This window comes from Streptomyces sp. NPDC050485 (assembly GCF_044458185.1).
In the GTDB taxonomy this organism is placed as follows: Bacteria; Actinomycetota; Actinomycetes; order Streptomycetales; family Streptomycetaceae; genus Streptomyces.
In genome coordinates this window covers 239,197-256,893 of the sequence record NZ_JBITHR010000002.1, presented here as the reverse complement: position 1 = coordinate 256,893, position 17,697 = coordinate 239,197, and the positions used below count along the sequence as shown (strand labels likewise).

General features: G+C 68.7%; 11 protein-coding genes. 3 read left to right on the top strand and 8 right to left on the bottom strand.

Annotation, left to right across the window (positions count from 1 at the left end; genetic code table 11):
* Positions 1 to 21: 21 nt before the first annotated feature.
* The 3 genes from ACIBK6_RS04865 to ACIBK6_RS04855 form a co-directional block, all read right to left on the bottom strand.
* Positions 22 to 1,746 (bottom strand): serine/threonine protein kinase, encoded by a 1,725-nt coding sequence (locus ACIBK6_RS04865; protein WP_399048818.1) that lies wholly within the window; start codon positions 1,744 to 1,746, stop codon positions 22 to 24.
* A 128-nt stretch (positions 1,747 to 1,874) separates the two neighbouring features.
* Positions 1,875 to 4,043 carry a murein biosynthesis integral membrane protein MurJ gene (gene murJ, locus ACIBK6_RS04860; RefSeq protein ID WP_399048816.1) on the bottom strand — a complete coding sequence of 723 codons (2,169 nt, stop codon included), beginning with the start codon at positions 4,041 to 4,043 and terminating at the stop codon, positions 1,875 to 1,877.
* 45 nt (positions 4,044 to 4,088) lie between these two features.
* Positions 4,089 to 6,407 (bottom strand): DUF6049 family protein, encoded by a 2,319-nt coding sequence (locus tag ACIBK6_RS04855; protein WP_399048815.1) that lies wholly within the window; start codon positions 6,405 to 6,407, stop codon positions 4,089 to 4,091.
* A gap of 193 nt (positions 6,408 to 6,600) precedes the next feature.
* Here ACIBK6_RS04855 and ACIBK6_RS04850 point away from each other — a divergent pair, with 193 nt between their 5' ends.
* Positions 6,601 to 8,043 (top strand): CCA tRNA nucleotidyltransferase, encoded by a 1,443-nt coding sequence (locus ACIBK6_RS04850; protein WP_399048813.1) that lies wholly within the window; start codon positions 6,601 to 6,603, stop codon positions 8,041 to 8,043.
* An 87-nt stretch (positions 8,044 to 8,130) separates the two neighbouring features.
* Here the strand turns inward: ACIBK6_RS04850 and ACIBK6_RS04845 are convergent, their stop codons facing one another.
* The 4 genes from ACIBK6_RS04845 to ACIBK6_RS04830 all read right to left on the bottom strand — a co-directional run bounded on the left by ACIBK6_RS04845 (position 8,131) and on the right by ACIBK6_RS04830 (position 11,919).
* The gene (locus ACIBK6_RS04845) at positions 8,131 to 8,649 is read right to left on the bottom strand and encodes a hypothetical protein (RefSeq protein ID WP_399048812.1); all 519 of its coding nucleotides are present in this window, start codon (positions 8,647 to 8,649) and stop codon (positions 8,131 to 8,133) included.
* Positions 8,650 to 8,730: 81 nt separating this feature from the next.
* The gene (locus tag ACIBK6_RS04840) at positions 8,731 to 10,023 is read right to left on the bottom strand and encodes an MFS transporter (RefSeq protein WP_399048811.1); all 1,293 of its coding nucleotides are present in this window, start codon (positions 10,021 to 10,023) and stop codon (positions 8,731 to 8,733) included.
* 82 nt (positions 10,024 to 10,105) lie between these two features.
* Positions 10,106 to 11,188 carry an inositol-3-phosphate synthase gene (locus ACIBK6_RS04835; RefSeq protein WP_399048809.1) on the bottom strand — a complete coding sequence of 361 codons (1,083 nt, stop codon included), beginning with the start codon at positions 11,186 to 11,188 and terminating at the stop codon, positions 10,106 to 10,108.
* A gap of 47 nt (positions 11,189 to 11,235) precedes the next feature.
* Positions 11,236 to 11,919 (bottom strand): helix-turn-helix transcriptional regulator, encoded by a 684-nt coding sequence (locus ACIBK6_RS04830; protein ID WP_399048807.1) that lies wholly within the window; start codon positions 11,917 to 11,919, stop codon positions 11,236 to 11,238.
* 375 nt (positions 11,920 to 12,294) lie between these two features.
* Between ACIBK6_RS04830 and ACIBK6_RS04825 the strand changes: the two genes are divergently transcribed.
* Both ACIBK6_RS04825 and ACIBK6_RS04820 read left to right on the top strand, forming a co-directional pair.
* Positions 12,295 to 14,940, top strand: coding sequence for a transglycosylase domain-containing protein (locus tag ACIBK6_RS04825; RefSeq protein ID WP_399048805.1), 2,646 nt, complete (start codon positions 12,295 to 12,297; stop codon positions 14,938 to 14,940).
* A gap of 139 nt (positions 14,941 to 15,079) precedes the next feature.
* Positions 15,080 to 16,588, top strand: coding sequence for a glycosyltransferase family 87 protein (locus ACIBK6_RS04820; RefSeq protein ID WP_399048804.1), 1,509 nt, complete (start codon positions 15,080 to 15,082; stop codon positions 16,586 to 16,588).
* A gap of 71 nt (positions 16,589 to 16,659) precedes the next feature.
* Here the strand turns inward: ACIBK6_RS04820 and ACIBK6_RS04815 are convergent, their stop codons facing one another.
* Positions 16,660 to 17,691: an alanine racemase gene (locus ACIBK6_RS04815; protein WP_399048803.1), complete on the bottom strand. Its 1,032-nt coding sequence runs from the start codon at positions 17,689 to 17,691 to the stop codon at positions 16,660 to 16,662.
* Positions 17,692 to 17,697 lie beyond the last annotated feature (6 nt).

Below are 17,697 nucleotides of genomic sequence, written 5' to 3'. Positions count from 1 at the left end.
GCCCCTCCCCCTGCCATTCGGTCAGCCGGCGAACTTCACATCCGTGATGGCCTGCTTGTGCCCCGCGTGGCTGTACCGGTCCTCGGGCGATTCGGGCATCGCCGTGATCCAGAGCAGTACATACCGCGATGAGACCGGAGAGCTCGCCTTGAGGTCGGCCTGGGTGCCGCTGGTCCGGGTCGTGGCGATCTTCTTCATCTCCCCGACCGTTGTCGACGGGGACAGCGAGTCCGTCGCGTACAGCGTGATGGTGGTGTGGTCCCCGCCGTAGCGCAACAGTATCGACGCGGTCGAGACGTTCTTGGCCGAGCCGAGGTCGTAGACGATGCCGACCCCTGCCTTCACCGACGGCACCAGGTCGGGGCCGTCGACAAAACTCTTGGTGCGCCAATAGGTGGACGTATCGCCGTCGTAGGTGTTCTTCACGTCGGCCGCGTTCTGGGGCGATCCGTCCGGGGCGTACTCCTCGGCGTCCTGGATCTTGATCGGGGCGGGAGCCTTCGGCTTGTCGCCGTCGCCGTGGTCCGTCGTCTGGGTATTGCCCGTTTCGTTGGACCCCTTGTCGCGGTGGAGCAGGGTGTCCGCCAGCTGCCAGCTGCCGAGACCCAGGGCGGCGATCAGCAGGGCCGAGACGCCCCACTTGAGTGCCTTGCCGGTGCGGCCCTGGAGCGGCGCCGGCGGAGCCGCCACGGGCTGGGGGGCTGTTCCGGGACCGGCGGGGCGGCCGTAGGTGCCCTGCTGGTAGGTGGTGCGCTGGTACTCGGGGGGCGCGGTGAACGCGGGCTCCGGCGGGCGGATGCGCGGCATCTCCCCGACGGCCTTGACCAGTTCGTCCGGGGTGGTGCAGGGCGGCTCCTGGCGGGACGCCGTGGCCCCGTCGTTGACCAGGGCACGCATGGCGAGCTCGGAGAGACCCCGGTGGACACCCGCCCGTACCTGGTCGGGGGCGATCAGACCGACGCCCTTGGGCAGCCCGTGCAGGCCGTAGGCGTCGCTCTCGTACGGCCAGCGCTGGGTGAGCGCGGCGTACAGCAGGGCGCCGATGGCTTCGGTGTCGGTGCGCTGCGGGGTGTCGGAGCTGATGCCGCGCAGCGCGGCGGCGACGGCGAGACCCCGGATGCGGTACTGCCCGGTGGAGGTCCGCAGCACCGCGCTCGGGGTGAGCCGGAGGTGGGCGAGGCCCTCGCGGTGGGCGGCAGACATGGCCTGCGAGACCTGGGTGACCATCTGGTAGGCGTCGTGCGCCTCCAGCGGGCCGAGGGCGAGCAGGGCGGTGAGCTCGGTGGCGTCCGGCAGCCACTCGTGGACGACGTAGACGAGGTCGTTCTCCTCGACGGCGTCCAGGACCTGCACGAAGCGTGGGTCGCCGAGCAGCGCGGAGGACCGGGCGGCGGCCAGTACGGAGCGCGCCCGCGGGTGATCGGCGGGCAGCAGGTGGACGCCGACCGCCCGGCGGAGTTTCTCGTCGACCGCACGCCAGCTGCTGAAACCGTCCAGACGGGTGACGCACTCCTCGAGGCGGTAGCGTCTGGCCAGCTTGTGACCGCTGTGCAGTTCGGGCGTAGCGATGGACGGCTCAGTGGCCTTGCGCTCGCCGCCGGTGCCGTTCGTGCTCTGCTCCGCCGTGTCTGCAGTGTCGATGGACTCCGTCACTCCGTCGGTCGTCGCCTTGTCCGCCTTGGCGGTCAGCGGGTTGTCGCCGCTGTTGTCGGCCACGTCGACGGCAGCCGTGCTACGTTCCGCCACCGTCGCTCCTGCCTCCCCATCCGTTGCGTGCTGTCGGCCAGCCATGCAAAGTCATGCCAATTGTGCCCACAGTCCGGCACTATGCACGACACGCGGTCGCCGACGATGGTTGTGCGCGGGCTCCGGCCTCAGCGGCCGAGGCGGCCGCGCACCATTCCGACCATGGCGTTGAGCTCCTGGATGCGCATCCGCTTGGCCGCCACGAAGAACACGCCGAGCAGGACGGCACCGCCGACGACCAGCGCCACGACCGACCCTCCCGCGCCCTCGCCCAGGAACTTCAGCAGACCGAAGCTGACCGCGCCAGCGGCCAGCGCGGCCGGCACGGCGGCGAGGCAGAGGCGCGCGTACGTACGCAGGACGTGTGCGCCGTCCAGGTCGCCGCCCAGCCGGTTGCGCAGCCGCCGCCAGGCCACTCCGACACCCACGGCGTAGGCCAGACCGTAGGCGGCGGCCATGCCGACGACCGCCCACCGGGCGGGCAGCACTACGTAGCAGACGGCCGAGACGGCCGCATTGACGGCCGCCACGATGACCGTGTTGTAGAACGGCGTGCGGGTGTCCTCGTACGCGTAGAAGCCGCGCAACACGACGTACTGCACGGAGTACGGAATCAGGCCGAGCGCGAACGCCATCAGGATGAAGCCCATCGACTGGGCGGCCTGGACGCCGCTGGAGGCGTAGAGCAGGGTGCACATGGGGACGCCGAGCGCCAGGAACGCGAAGGCGACCGGCACGATAGCGACCGCGGAATTGCGCAGGCCCTGCGAGATGTCGTCGCGGACCGCGCCCGGGTCGTTGTCGTGTGCGGCGCGTGAGATGCGCGGCAGCAGGGCGGCCATGACGGAGACCGTGATGATGGCCTGCGGCATGCCCCAGATCAGCTGGGCGTTGGAGTAGGCGAGGAAACCGGCGCCGGAACGCCCGGATTCCTTGCCCGCCGCCGTGGCGAGCCGTGTGACGACGATGACTCCGGCCTGGTTGGCCAGGACGAACATGACGGTCCACTTGGCGAGCTTGACCGTCTTGCCGAGCCCGTGGCCCTTCCAGTCGAAGCGCGGCCGGAAGCGGAAGCCGGTCTCCCACAGGTAGGGAAGCATCGCCAGCGCCTGCACGACCAGGCCCAGCAGGGTGCCGATGCCGAGCAGCCGGACACCGTCGTGGGGGATCGTCTGGACACCCATGTGGGACTGGGCGGAGGTGCCGTAGACCCAGATGAACAGGCCGAACGTGCAGATCATCACGATGTTGTTGAGGACCGGGGTCCACATCATCGCGCCGAACTTCCCGCGGGCGTTGAGGATCTGGCCCATCACCACGTGCACACCCATGAAGAAGATCGTGGGCAGGCAGTAGCGGGCGAACGTGACGGCGACGCTGTTGGCGGCCGTGTCGTTGGCGATGGTGGGCGACATCAGCTGGATCAGCAGCGGCGCCCCGAGGACCGCGAGGGCGACGATGGTGCCGAGCGCGACCATGACGAGCGTCAGGAGGCGGTTGGCGTAGGCCTCGCCGCCATCCTCGTCGTCCTTCATGGAGCGGACCAGTTGGGGCACGAACACCGAGTTCAGGCCCCCGCCGACGGTGAGGATGTAGATCATCGTCGGCAGGGTGAGTGCGATGGTGAAGGTGTCGCCGAGCAGTGCGGCGCCCAGCGCTGCCGTGATCACCAGGCTGCGTACGAAGCCGGTGAGGCGGGACACCAGGGTGCCCGCCGCCATCACGGCGCTGGACTTCATCAGGCTGGAGGCGCGGCCGCCCGACTTCCGGGGCGGCGCGGGAGCCGGCTCCGGCGCGGCGGGAGCCGGGGGCGGGCTCGCCTGCTGCTGGTCCCGGTAGAGGTGGGCGAACGCGTCCTGCTCGGGGAGTTCCTCGCCGGCCTGGGTGACCAGGTCGTCGACGCCCACGAACTGCGTGCTCCCGGCGGCGTCGCCATAGGGCAGATGGCGCGAGGGCCCCTCGGGCTCGGGCGGCGGGGTCTGCGCCCAGATCCGTGGGTCGGGCGCGTACTGCTGGGCGGCGGGCTGCTGGTAGAGCGGCGGCTGCTCGGTATAGGTGCCCGGAGGCGGCGGCGGGTGGGCCGCGCGGTCGTAGAGCGCCTCGGTCACCGGATCCTGGGCGGACAGGTCCTGGGACCGGTACGGGTCGTAGGCGTACGCGTCCTGGACGTAAGGGTCCGGCGCGGACTGCGGCGGCGGGACCTGCCCGGGCTGGGCGGGTGCCGGGGGCATGCCCCCGGAGGGCGCGGCACCGCTGCCAGCGCCCTGCCCACGGTCACCGTCGTACGGCGCGTTCATGGTTACCCCACCTCATCGTCCCCGGCCGACCGGCCACGACATAGCTCAATGGTCCACTTTCTCACCCGGGCCCGGTGCGGCCCCGCTTTCCGGACCGGTGTCCGGTGCCGGGTCACTCGGCTGCCCGGGATCCGTGCCCGGCGAACCGTTGGACTGCCCGGGGTCGCCGTTCTCCTCGGATTCCTCACGAGCCATGGAGCGCTTGCGATGGGTGTACATCCTGATGCCCGCGAGCACCAGCAGCAGGACACCGCCGGCGATGACCAGCATCACCGTCGGAGTGATCTCGGAGACCTGGACGGTGAACTCCATCGGCTCACCGTACGGCGTGCCGTCCTCGGTGTAGAGGCGCGCGGTCACCGGCACGGGACCGTTGGCGTTGGCGATGGCGGTGAACTTCACCGACTGACTGCGGTCGCCGTCCACCTTCACCGGCTGTTCGCCGATCGCGTCGCCGTCCTGGCCCAGCTGCAGGCGGGTCGGGCTCTTCGGCTGGAGTCTCAGCACCAGGTGGTCGACGCCCTGCACGAGTTTGTTCTGCACGGTGACGGCGATGGTGGCGCTGCGCCCCGACATCGTCGCGGTCGACTTCTGGATGAGATTGACCTGGTCCGTCAGACTGTCCAGGTAGAGCTGGACGCCGGAGCGGTAGTTCTGCGCGCCGCCCGAGTCGCCGCGCCAGGACGTCGACATCTCCCGGTTGATCGCGTTGCCGAAGGGCGTGACCACCCGGTCGGGTGCGGTCAGGATCACCTTGAACTTGTCCAGGGTGCCCTGGGTGTTCTTCATGTCCTGGAAGGCGTTGACCGGCAGTTCCTGCTGGCGCAGCGAATCCGGGTAGGCACCGGCGCCGGGCACCTTCGTCGTGGCGAGCGGATCGGGCTTGGCAGTGGCGGCGCCCGACAGGTCGAGCGGCTGGGTCCAGCGCTGCGGATCCAGCGCGTGCAGTGCGGCGGCCATCGTCTGCGCCTGGCTGACGGTCGGCATCCGCTGCGGGGCCACGACGATGCTGCGCTGCTTTTCGGTGTCCTGCAGCGTGATCGCGAGGGTCTGCGCGAGGAACTCCTGCACCGCGAGCGTCGAGGTGTCCGCCATAGACATGTCGCCCTGGAAGGCCGTGGAGAGCCGGGCGTCGGCGACGATCGCGTTGGTGCCGCCGCCGATCGGCCGGGCCGCCGTGGGAGCGTACGCGACCGCGCCGTCCCGCAGGCTGTCGCTGCGCGCGATCACGTTGTGCGCGCCGGCCGACGTGGCCACATCGACGATGGACGGGTCGACGGCGCCGTCCACGGGCCAGGAGTAGTCGACCGACGGGGTCACGTGGAGGATCGTGTCGATGGTCTTCTGTGCCACCTCGGTGGCGCTCTGGAGATGGCTCAGCGAGCCGGGGACGTCCCGGCCGTGGTGGGCGAGCGAGGCGAGATCGGGGTCGGCGAACGGGAGGGCGACGACCTTCTCGCCCTGGACCGCCGCCTCCAGCGAACTCAGCCACTCCTTGGCCACGTCCTGGCCGGTGCCGGCGACCAGGTTGTCGCCGACCTTGATCTTGTAGTTGCGGGTCATCGCGTCGACGGTGGCCAGCAGATCGGGGTCGATCACCCAGGTCACGGGCAGTTGCCGGCCGAGCGAGACCATCTGCTCCAGCTGGCCGCCGGGGCCGATCTCCTTCGCCAGGGAGTCGTCGGTGAAGACGGGCGTCTGCTGGGCGTCCGAGCCCGTCTGTGCGGTGAGGTGGGCCGAGGAGACGAGCGGCCACAGAAAGGTGAGCTGGCTCTTCTTGCCCTCGGTGGCCTCCGGCTGCCACGGCAGGAAGGTCCGCTGGATGCCGAGCACCTGGTCGTACCGCTGGTTCGCGGTCTGGCCCGACACGGAGACGCCGAGCTGGTAGACGCCGTCCTCGCCGAGGCTCAGCTTGGAGACCGGCACGGACAGGGTGAAGTCCTGGCTGATCCCGGTGTCCAGCTTGTCGAACTTGACGGTGTACCCGTCGCCGATCTCCGCCGCGTCGCTGCTCGGGGAGTACCCGGTGCGGGTGGCCGCCTCGTCGATCGCGGTACGTCCGGACAGTTTCGGCCCCACCCTCAGCCCCACATGGGCGCCGGTGACGGCCTGCCTGCCCTTGTTGGTGACCCTTCCGGAGATCGTCAGGGTGTCGCTTTTGACGGGGGCCTTGGGGGCCACCGAGTCGAGTGACACCTGGACGTTCTGCGTCGAGGTGCTGTCCTCGGCCTGCGCCGCCGGGGTGGCCGTGGCGGACAGCAGGCCCGCGAACAGCGGGGCGCCGACGAGCAGTGCCGCCGTGCGGCGCAGCCACCGGTGGGCAGGAGAGGGAGTCATCCCCTGGGAATCTGCCGCCTCGGCCACGCGCTCGCCCGTCCCTCGCTGTCGTCGCTGTCGGTTGCTGCGTCCACGCATGGTAACGATGCGCACTGTGGCGAAGTGCCGCGGACTGCTCCACATGATCGGAAGATTGCCGTACCGACGGGCCTGCCCGCATATCGGGGGCCCGCAATAAGAATGACGCCCCGGTCGGCCGGGCCACGTACCCTTTTCTGTTGTGCCGAACGCCAACGAAGACAATCCCAGTGCACTGAGCCAGGTGCAGCGCCGCGCGGTGAGTGAACTGCTGCGGGTGTCCCCTGTAGCGGACGATCTCGCCAACCGATTCGAGGAGGCGGGGTTCTCGCTTGCCCTTGTCGGCGGCTCGGTCCGTGACGCGCTGCTCGGGCGGCTCGGCAACGACCTGGACTTCACGACCGACGCCCGCCCCGAGGACGTTCTGAAGATCGTGCGGCCCTGGGCGGACGCGGTCTGGGAGGTCGGGATCGCCTTCGGCACGGTCGGCTGCCAGAAGGATGGTTACCTCATCGAGGTGACGACGTACCGCTCCGAGGCGTACGACCGGACGTCGCGCAAGCCCGAGGTGTCCTACGGCGACTCCATCGAGGAAGACCTCGTCCGCCGCGACTTCACCGTCAACGCGATGGCGGTGGCGCTGCCGCAGAAGGAGTTCGTCGACCCGCACGGGGGCCTGGAAGACCTGGCCGCACGGGTGCTCCGCACGCCGGGAACGCCCGAGGAGTCCTTCTCCGACGACCCGCTGCGCATGATGAGGGCCGCGCGCTTCGCCGCGCAGCTCGACTTCGAGGTGGCCCCCGAGGTCGTCACCGCCATGACGGAGATGTCGGGCCGCATCGAGATCGTCTCCGCCGAGCGCGTGCGGGACGAGCTGAACAAGCTGCTGGTCTCCACGCACCCGAAGAAGGGTCTGCGGCTGCTCGTTGACACCGGGCTCGCCGACCACGTACTCCCGGAGCTGCCCGCGCTGCGTCTGGAGAGCGACGAGCACCACCGGCACAAGGACGTCTACGAGCACTCGCTGACGGTCCTTGACCAGGCGATCGACCTGGAGCAGGACGGTCCGGACCTGGTGCTGCGGCTCGCGGCGCTGCTGCACGACATCGGCAAGCCGAGGACACGGCGGTTCGAGTCGGACGGCCGGGTCTCCTTCCACCACCACGAGGTGGTCGGCGCGAAGATGACCAAGAAGCGGATGACCGCGCTGAAGTACTCGAACGAGATGGTCAAGGACGTCGCGCACTTGGTGGAGCTGCATCTGCGCTTCCACGGCTACGGGACCGGGGAGTGGACCGACTCGGCGGTGCGACGGTACGTCCGCGACGCGGGCCCGCTCCTCGACCGGCTGCACAAGCTGACCCGCTCGGACTGCACTACGCGCAACAAGCGCAAGGCGAGTGAGCTGTCGCGGGCCTACGACGGCCTGGAGGAGCGGATCGCCGAGCTTCAGCAGCAGGAGGAGCTGGACTCGATCCGGCCCGATCTGGACGGCAACCAGATCATGCAGATCCTGGGCATCGGCCCCGGTCCGGCGATCGGGCAGGCGTACAAGCACCTGCTGGAGCTGCGTCTCGAGAACGGGCCGATGGAGCACGATGCGGCCGTCGCGGCACTCAAGGAGTGGTGGGCGGCGCAGGGCTGAGGCCATGTTTCACGTGAAACATGACCGGCTGACGGCATGACGAAGGGGCGGTGTTTCACGTGAAACACCGCCCCTTCGTCATGCGTGCTACTTGGCGTCGCCCAGGCAGAGGGTGAAGGAGTCGCTCTTTTCCTTCCAGGTGAAGGCCGCCGTGGTCCCCGTGACGTTCTGGCAGGTCAGCGAGGGAAGGCTGGCGCCCGGGCTCTTCTTGAGCACCTTGTGGGTCGCCTTGGCGTCCGTGCAGCTCACCTGCTGGATGTCGGGGCTGTTGTCGGTGCCCTTGTTGTACAGGCAGTCGCCGACGGCCAGCTTCTTGGCGTCTTCGCTGTTCTGGTTCAGATACCAGCCGCCGGCTATGACGACCAGGCCGATGACGGCGCCGATCACCTTGAGCGCGGTCTTGCCGCCGCTGCGGGTCGGTGTGCCCTGCGGTGCCATCGGGACACCCTGGTAGGGCGCGCCCTGCGGCGGCCAGCCGGGCTGGCCAGGCTGGCCGGGCTGGCCGTAGGGCCCGGGCTGCCCAGGCTGCCCGTACGGAGCGTTCTGCCCGTACGGAGCGTCGGGGTTCTGGGCGTACGGGTTCTGGCCCTGGGGCGGCGTGGTCACTGAGAGGGTCCCCTCGAAAATGCTGGCGATGTATGACGCCCGTAAGTTAGCGGGCCCCCAGAGCAACGCAGACACCGCAGGTCATTCTGTGGCCCCGATGTGACACTCAGGGACGCGAAACCTGGTCATAAAGGCCGCTACCGCCGCGTAGATGACGGACACCGTGATGACGAGGGCGGCCGAGCGGCCGTCCGGCGGGAGCATCAGGGCGGCTACGGCCGCAGCGCCGACGAAGGCCATGTTGAACAGCACGTCGTACAGGGAGAAGATCCGGCCCCGGAAGGAGTCGTCCACCGAAGACTGGATCACGGTGTCGGTGGTGATCTTCGCGCCCTGGGTGACCAGGCCGAGGACAAAGGCGGCGATCAGCATCGGCACGGGTTCGAAGGGCAGGCCGAGCGCCGGTTCGAGCACCGCGGCGGTGGCCGAGCACACCACGATCCAGCGATACTGGCCGAGCCGTGCCACCGCCCACGGGGTTATGACGGCCGCCGCGAAGAAGCCCGCTCCCGAGACGGCCACGGCGAGCCCGAGCAGCGCGAGACCGCCGGCCGGGCCCCCGTTCCCCGGCTCCTTCGCCCAGGCGTACCGGCAGAGCATCAACAGCATCACCGTCAGTGCCCCGTAGCAGAACCGCATCAGCGTCATCGCGATGAGGACCCGCGCTGCCGATCTGCGTGCGTTCAAGTGCCGTACGCCGTCGGCCAGTCCGCGCGCCGTGGAGCGGATCACCGCGGCCAGGCCGGGCTGCACAGCTTTGGGGTCGGGCCCGAGCAGGCCGGGCGGCAGGCGCAGGGAGGCGAGCGACGCGCAGAGATAGAGGACGGCGCCGAGGACGACGGTCACCGCGTTAGCGTCGATCACCAGGCGCAGCGCGAAGGCCAGCCCGCCGCCCGCAGTGGCAGCCAGTGTTCCGGCTGTCGGGGAGAGCGAGTTGGCCATGACGAGGCGCTCGGCGTCGACCACCCGCGGCAGCGAGGCTGAGAGACCGGCGAGAACGAAGCGGTTGACGGCCGTCACGGCGAGCGCGGAGGCGTAGAACAGCCATTCGGGCGCGGATCCGATGACGAGCAGTGCGGTGCAGCCGGCGAGGACGGCTCGCAGGAGGTTCCCGTACAGGAAGACCTGCCGACGGCGCCAGCGGTCGAGGAGGACGCCCGCGAAGGGGCCGACGAGTGAGTACGGGAGCAGCAGGACGGCCATGGCGGAGGCGATCGCGCCGGGCGAGGTCTGTTTCTCGGGGGAGAAGACGACGTACGTGGCGAGGGCGACCTGGTACACGCCGTCCGCGGCCTGGGACAGCAGCCGTACGGCCAGCAGATGCCGGAATTCCTTCAGACGCAGGAGCACGCGCAGATCACGTACGACGGGCATGTGGGCAAGCGTCACACACGCCAAGGGCCCCCGGGCGCACATGGCACACGGGGACCCTCAGCAGTCCTCAGGGGTGCGAGCTCTAGCGCTCGACCTCGCCCTTGATGAACTTCTCGACGTTGGCGAAGGCCTCGTCGTCGAAGTACTGGACCGGCGGGGACTTCATGAAGTAGCTCGACGCCGACAGGATCGGGCCGCCGATGCCGCGGTCCTTGGCGATCTTCGCGGCGCGCAGGGCGTCGATGATGACACCCGCGGAGTTCGGGGAGTCCCAGACCTCGAGCTTGTACTCCAGGTTCAGCGGAACGTCACCGAAGGCACGGCCCTCGAGGCGCACGTACGCCCACTTGCGGTCGTCCAGCCAGGCCACGTAGTCCGACGGACCGATGTGGACGTTCTTCTCGCCCATGTCGCGGTCGGGGATCTGCGAGGTGACGGCCTGCGTCTTCGAGATCTTCTTGGACTCGAGGCGGTCGCGCTCCAGCATGTTCTTGAAGTCCATGTTGCCGCCGACGTTGAGCTGCATGGTGCGCTCAAGACGGACACCGCGGTCTTCGAACAGCTTCGCCATCACGCGGTGCGTGATGGTGGCGCCGACCTGCGACTTGATGTCGTCGCCGACGATCGGAACGCCCGCCTCGGTGAACTTGTCCGCCCACTCCTTGGTGCCGGCGATGAAGACCGGGAGGGCGTTGACGAACGCGACCTTGGCGTCGATGGCGCACTGCGCGTAGAACTTCGCAGCGTCCTCGGAACCGACCGGCAGGTAGCAGACCAGAACGTCGACCTGCTTGTCCTTGAGAATCTGGACGACGTCGACCGGAGCCTCGGCGGATTCCTCGATGGTCATGCGGTAGTACTTACCGAGACCGTCCAGGGTGTGGCCGCGCTGGACCGTGACGCCCTTGTTGGGGACGTCGCAGATCTTGATGGTGTTGTTCTCGCTGGCACCGATGGCGTCAGAGAGGTCGAGGCCGACCTTCTTGGCGTCGACGTCGAACGCGGCGACGAACTCCACGTCACCGACGTGGTAGTCGCCGAACTGGACGTGCATCAGACCCGGGACCTTGGTGGCCGGGTCGGCGTCCTTGTAGTACTCGACGCCCTGCACCAGCGAGGCGGCGCAGTTGCCCACGCCGACGATGGCTACGCGAACCGAACCCATTCCGGTTGCTCCCTGTGTGATCTTCGAAGTCCTGCGAACGCAGGCCTTCAGTTGGCGGTGTCCTCGGACGGATCCGGCCGGGTGCTGTCCCGGTGCCGGGGCAGGCCGCCCGTCTCTCCTGATGTGTGGTCCTGCTGAGCCGAGCCGGTGGCGGAGCCGGATCGCTGATCCCGTCCCGCCCGCTCGCTCTCGATGAGCTCGTTCAGCCAGCGCACTTCGCGCTCCACGGACTCCATGCCGTGGCGCTGCAGCTCAAGCGTGTAGTCGTCCAGGCGCTCGCGCGTACGGGCCAGGGAGGCACGCATCTTCTCGAGGCGCTCCTCCAGCCGACTGCGACGACCTTCCAGCACGCGCATCCGCACCTCTCGCTCCGTCTGGCCGAAGAAGGCGAAACGGGCGGCGAAGTGCTCGTCCTCCCAGGTGTCGGGGCCGGTGTGGGAGAGCAGCTCCTCGAAGTGCTCCTTACCTTCCGCCGTCAACCGGTAGACGATCTTGGCGCGGCGCCCTGCGAGTGAAGCGGCGAGCGCATCCTCGGGAGCGCTGCCCGGCTCCTCGATCAACCAGCCGTTGGAGACCAGCGTCTTGAGGCAGGGATAGAGGGTCCCGTAACTGAAGGCCCGGAAGATCCCCAACGAGGTGTTGAGCCGCTTGCGCAGTTCGTAACCGTGCATCGGGGCCTCGCGGAGCAGGCCGAGTACGGCGAATTCGAGGATGCCGGAGCGCCTGCTCATCCTTCGCCTCCTCGGTCGTCGGGGACCTTTATGCCGTGCTGATGTATCGACTCGATACATCAGCACGATAGAGCCGAGTCGCGGCTGCGACAAGAGGGGCCATGGTGAACGGCGTCACATCGTCAATTCATAGGCAGCAACTTGCCTGATTTGGGGTGAACTTCGGCCCTGGGGCGGTTTTGGGCGTGCGTAGTCTGTGCGCCATGCAGACCACTGTGTGCCGAGTGACGTCAGGGGGCGTCGGCGTGTTCAGCGCCATCGGCACACGGGATGCAGCGTGGACGCGCCCTTCACAGGGGCGCTCCGCACATCGGGGGGACAGGAACCCAGCTGCCGTTTCCAGGCGCTCTCGCCTGCCCGAGGAGTAGTTGTTCGATGAGCGAGCACCGTCGCAAACCGCCGCAGCCTCAGGGCGGTGGACGTGCTGCTGCCCGGCGCGCCGCGCAGCAGCCCCCCGGCCGCAGAGCGGCTCAGTCGCCGTCCGATGGGTACGGGGCGCCGTCGGCGCCGAACGCGGAGGAGTCGGCCTACGGCGGGCGGGCCGAGGCGCGCCGGGCTCAGCGGGGTGGCGGCCGTAGGCGTGCAGCGGACGCCGGCGGCCCTCCTGGCGGGCCGGGGCGCCGGGCGGGCCGGGGTGGCGCGGGCGGAGGCCGGCCGCCCAAGAAGCGGTTCATCGACTACCCCCGCTACGGCAAGCACGGATGGCGCCGCTGGATGCCGTCCTGGAAGCTGGTCGGCGCCTGCTGTCTGAGCTGCTTCGGTCTGCTGGTCGTCGCCATCGGTGTGGCGTACTACATGGTGGGCGTGCCGGACGTGGCCCGGGCGGCGACGGCCCAGAACAACGTCTACTTCTGGGCGGACAACACGCAGATGGTCGCCACCGGCGGTGAGGTCAACCGCCAGATCATCCCCTACGAGAAGATCCCGGCGGCGATGCGGTACGCCGTCATCTCGGCCGAGAACAAGACGTTCGAGACCGACAGTGGCGTCGACCCCCAGGGCATCGCCCGCGCGGTGCTGAACATGGCGAAGGGCGGCCAGACCCAGGGCGGCTCGACCATCACGCAGCAGTACGTGAAGAACGCCCGCCTCGACGACCAGTCGCAGACGATCACCCGTAAGTTCAAAGAGCTCTTCATCTCCATCAAGGTCGGTGCGACCAAGCAGAAGAGCGAGATCATGGCGGGCTATCTCAATACCGCCTATTACGGCCGCGGCGCCTACGGCCTGCAGGCCGCGGCCCGTACGTACTACGGCAAGGACGCCAAGGATCTCGACCCGAGCCAGTGCGCCTTCCTCGCCTCGCTCCTCAAGGGCGCGACCTATTTCGACCCGGCCGGCGCGCCGGAGGTCGACCCGGCGGCCACCGCCCAGCAGAACACCAAGAACGCCACGGAGCGCTGGGGCTGGATCCTCGACCAGGAGGTCAAGGACAAGCACATGGACGCGGCCGAACGCGCGAAGTACAAGATCTTCCCGATGCCCGACAAGCCGAAGAAGAACGCGAACCTCGGCGGGCAGATCGGCTACCTCGTGGGCCTCGCCCAGGGGTATGCGAGGAACGCCAACCCGGACATCGACCTGACCAAGGGCGGCTACCAGATCCACACGACCTTCGACAAGAAGAAGGTCCAGGAGATGGAAGGCGTCGTCAAGCAGGTCCGGGACAAGAACATCGACCCGAAGAAGCGCCCCGACGTGGACAATTTCGTCCAGTTCGGCGCTGCTTCGGTGGACGTGAAGACAGGGGCCATCGTGGCCATCTACGGCGGTGAGGACGCGACCAAGCACTTCACCAACAACGCCGACGAAACCGGTGCCCAGGTCGGCTCGACCTTCAAGCCGTTCGTCCTCGCGGCCGGGATGGAGTACGGAAAGCGCGACCCAAACAAGCCCGCGCAGCAGAGCGACTCCGACCGGACGCCCGTCTCGCCGGACAGCATCTACAGCGGCAAGAACAAGCTGAAGATCAAGAACTACGACGGGACCATCTGGAAGAACCAGGACGGCAACGAGTGGCTGCAGACCAACGACGGTGACGAGTCCTACAACCCGCCGAGCTACGCCATCGATCTCCGCTACGCGATGCAGGAGTCGGTGAACACCCCGTACGTCCAGCTCGGTATGGATGTCGGCACCGACAAGGTGAAGCAGGTCGCGATGGCGGCGGGGCTGCACGACAGCAAGACCAGCATGGCCTCCTCCAGCGTCCCGTCGTTCTCCATCGGCACGTCGTCGCCCAGCGCGATCCGGATGGCCGGCGCGTACGCCACCTTTGCCGCGAGCGGCACGCAGCGCGACCCGTTCTCCGTCACGTCGGTGCAGAAGGACGGGAAGACGATCTACCAGCACCAGGACCAGGCCAAGAATGCCATCCCCGCCGCTGTGGCCAACAACGTCACGGACGTACTGAAGACCGTCGTCGAAAAGGGCACGGGAACCAACGCGAAGCTCAGCGGCCGTCAGGTGGCCGGTAAGACCGGTACCACCGACGGCAACCGGTCGGCGTGGTTCGTCGGCTACACGCCGCAGTACTCGACCGCCGTCAGCATGTACCGGCTGGACGACAACGAGACCAGCAAGAAGCGCGAGTTCTTGAAGATGTTCGGAACGGGCGGCCAGGAGAAGATCCACGGCGCCTCGTTCCCGTCGACCATCTGGCACGACTACATGGAGCAGGCGCTCGGCGACTCTCCGGCCGAGACGTTCCCGGCCGCCGAGAAGATCGGCGACAAGGTCTACGGCGGAGGCATGTCCCCCAGCCCCAGCGCGGCTCCTTCTCAGAGCGCGCCGTCCTCGCCGTCCCCGTCCAGCACCCCGTCCGGCACTCCGTCGAAATCGCCCTCCCCGAGTCCCAGCAGCTCGTGCAGCAAGTGGGACTGGACTTGCAACGACACGGGTGGCACCAACCAGGGCCCGACGAACGGTGGGACCGTCGGCGGACCCAGCCTCAGCCCGTCGCCCAGCAGATCGAAACCTGGCGGCGGCCCCGGCGGTTGGTTCGCAGGAGCCGGCGGCTAGGTCGGCCGACTGAAGACGAGGGGCGGTGTTTCACGTGAAACACCGCCCCTCGTCTCGTTTCACGTGAAACACACCGCTTGTTTCACGTGAAACACCACCGCTCCCCGTATCGACAGCGGCGTACGGCAGGATGTCGGGCATGACGAGCGAGACGAGCCCCCGTGTGCACGAGGACCGGCGCGGAGCCTCCGCAGAACCCGTCGTACGCCCCACGGAGCAGGACGAGGTCGCCGCGGCCGGAAGCCAGCTGATCGGCGGCCCCCTCGGCCGCTGGGCCAGGCCCGGCCACCACTGGCTCACCCCGATCAGAATCGTGGTGCTCGTCGCGATCGGCATGTTCGCCCTGGGGATGGCTCAGAAGCTGCCCTGCTACGACTGGGCTTGGTTCCGGGGTGCCAATTCGCAGTACACGCACGCCTGCTACTCGGACATCCCGCACCTGTACTCGCTCCGCGGCTTCGCCGACAATCTGGTGCCGTACTTCGACCGCCTCAACGGCGATATGAACTACCTCGAGTACCCGGTGCTGACCGGCCTGTTCATGGAAGTCGCCTCCTGGCTGACACCGGGCAGCGGCGACATGCAGCACCGCGAGCAGATGTACTGGATGGTCAACGCGGGGATGCTGATGGTCTGCACGGCCGTCATCGCCGTCTGTGTCGCGCGGACGCACCGCCGCCGCCCCTGGGACGCTCTGCTCGTCGCGCTCGCCCCCGCCTTCGCGCTCACGGCCACCATCAACTGGGACCTGTTCGCCGTCGCCCTCACCGCGGCGGCCATGCTGATGTGGTCCCGTGGCCGATCGCTCGCCTTCGGCATCCTGATCGGCCTGGCAACGGCCGCGAAGCTCTACCCGGTGCTGCTCCTCGGCCCGCTGCTCGTGCTGTGCTGGCGGGCCGGGAAGTGGCGCGAATTCGGGGCCGCGATGCTCGGCGCCGCCGGTGCCTGGCTGGTCGTGAACCTGCCCGTGATGATGCTCGCGCCCGAGGGGTGGAAGAAGTTCTACACCTTCAGCCAGGATCGGTCGGTCGACTTCGGTTCGTTCTGGCTGATCATTTCGCAGCGCACCGGCAAGGGCCTGGACACCGGCATGGTGAACACCCTGGCCACGCTTCTCATGGTCGTCGCTTGCGCGGGAATCGCGGTGCTCACCCTCACCGCGCCGCGCCGCCCGCGCTTCGCGCAGCTCGCCTTCCTGGTCGTCGCCGCGTTCATCATCACCAACAAGGTCTACTCGCCGCAGTACGTCCTGTGGCTGATCCCGCTGGCCGCGCTCGCCAGGCCGCGCTGGCGGGACTTCCTGGTCTGGCAGGCCGGTGAGGTCGCGTACTTCCTGGGGATCTGGCTGTACCTTGCGTACACGATGAGCGGTGACAAGCATCAGGGTCTGCCGCCCGAGGGTTACCAACTGGCCATCGCCGCCCATCTGTTGACGACGCTGTACCTGTGCGCCGTCGTGGTGCGCGACATTCTGATGCCGGAGCGGGACGTCGTTCGCCGTGACGGCTCGGACGACCCGTCGGGAGGGGTCCTCGACCGGGCCGAGGACGTCTTCGTGCTGGGCCAGGCGGCGCATCCGCCGCGGCACGCTGCACAGCTCGTCGAGGGGCCGCGAGTCGAGTGGGGCACGAATTCACCCGCGTCGTAGAAAAGGCTCGGGCCCCTGGCTGACGGCGGCTGTCGTCGGCCAGGGGCCCGATGTCTTGGGGCAGGTTACCGTTAGCGCTCGACCAGGCGGTCGAACTGCGTGGTGGTGTGGCGCAGATGGGCCACCAGCTCGTCGCCCACGCGCGGTTCCTGCGAGTCCGACGGCACGAACAGGATCGACACCTGCATGTGCGGCGGTTCCGCGAACCAGCGCTGCTTGCCCGCCCAGACGAACGGCGACAGGTTGCGGTTGACGGTGGCGAGCCCCGCCCGGGCGACGCCCTTGGCGCGCGGCATCACGCCGTGCAGGGCCTTCGGGGCCTCCAGACCGACGCCGTGCGAGGTGCCGCCGGCGACCACGACCAGCCAGCCGTCGGAGGCGACCTTCTGCTGGCGGTAGCCGAACCGGTCGCCCTTGGCGACCCGGGTGACGTCGAGGACGGCGCCCCGGTACTCGGTCGCCTCATGGTCGCCGAGCCACAGCCGCGTACCGATGCGGGCCCGGAAGCGGGTCTGCGGGAACTGCTGCTGCAGCCGCGCCTGCTCCTCGGCGCGCAGATGGCTGACGAACATGGTGTGCAGCGGCAGCCGGGCCGCGCGCAGCCGGTCCATCCATGCGATGACCTCCTCGACGGCGTCCGAGCCGTCGGTGCGGTCCAGCGGGAGGTGCAGCGCGAAGCCTTCGAGCCGTACGTCCTCGATGGCGGAGTGGAGCATGCCGAGCTCCTCCTCCTTGACGCCGTGGCGCTTCATCGAGCTCATGCACTCGATGACCACCCGGGCGCCCACCAGAGCGTGCACGCCGTCCACCGAGGAGACCGAGCGGATGACGCGGTCGGGCAGCGGCACCGGCTCCTCGCCGCGCCGGAAGGGCGTCAGGACGAGCAGATCGCCGCTGAACCAGTCCTTGATGCGGGCGGCTTCATAAGTGGTGCCGACCGCCAGGATGTCCGAGCCGAAGCGGGATACCTCGTCCGCGAGCCGCTCATGGCCGAAGCCGTAGCCGTTGCCCTTGCAGACCGGGACGATGCCCGGGAACTGGTCGATCACGGACTTCTGGTGCGCCCGCCAGCGAGCGGAGTCGACGTAGAGGGTGAGCGCCATGGCCGT

Bases quoted from the DNA above. Each gene is read 5' to 3' on its own strand.
- murJ (WP_399048816.1), bottom strand. From the start codon at position 4,043: ATGAACGCGCCGTACGACGGTGACCGTGGGCAGGGCGCTGGCAGCGGT.
- ACIBK6_RS04840 (WP_399048811.1), bottom strand. From the start codon at position 10,023: ATGCCCGTCGTACGTGATCTGCGCGTGCTCCTGCGTCTGAAGGAATTC.
- ACIBK6_RS04835 (WP_399048809.1), bottom strand. From the start codon at position 11,188: ATGGGTTCGGTTCGCGTAGCCATCGTCGGCGTGGGCAACTGCGCCGCC.
- ACIBK6_RS04830 (WP_399048807.1), bottom strand. From the start codon at position 11,919: ATGAGCAGGCGCTCCGGCATCCTCGAATTCGCCGTACTCGGCCTGCTC.
- ACIBK6_RS04825 (WP_399048805.1), top strand. From the start codon at position 12,295: ATGAGCGAGCACCGTCGCAAACCGCCGCAGCCTCAGGGCGGTGGACGT.
- ACIBK6_RS04820 (WP_399048804.1), top strand. From the start codon at position 15,080: ATGACGAGCGAGACGAGCCCCCGTGTGCACGAGGACCGGCGCGGAGCC.
- ACIBK6_RS04815 (WP_399048803.1), bottom strand. From the start codon at position 17,691: ATGGCGCTCACCCTCTACGTCGACTCCGCTCGCTGGCGGGCGCACCAG.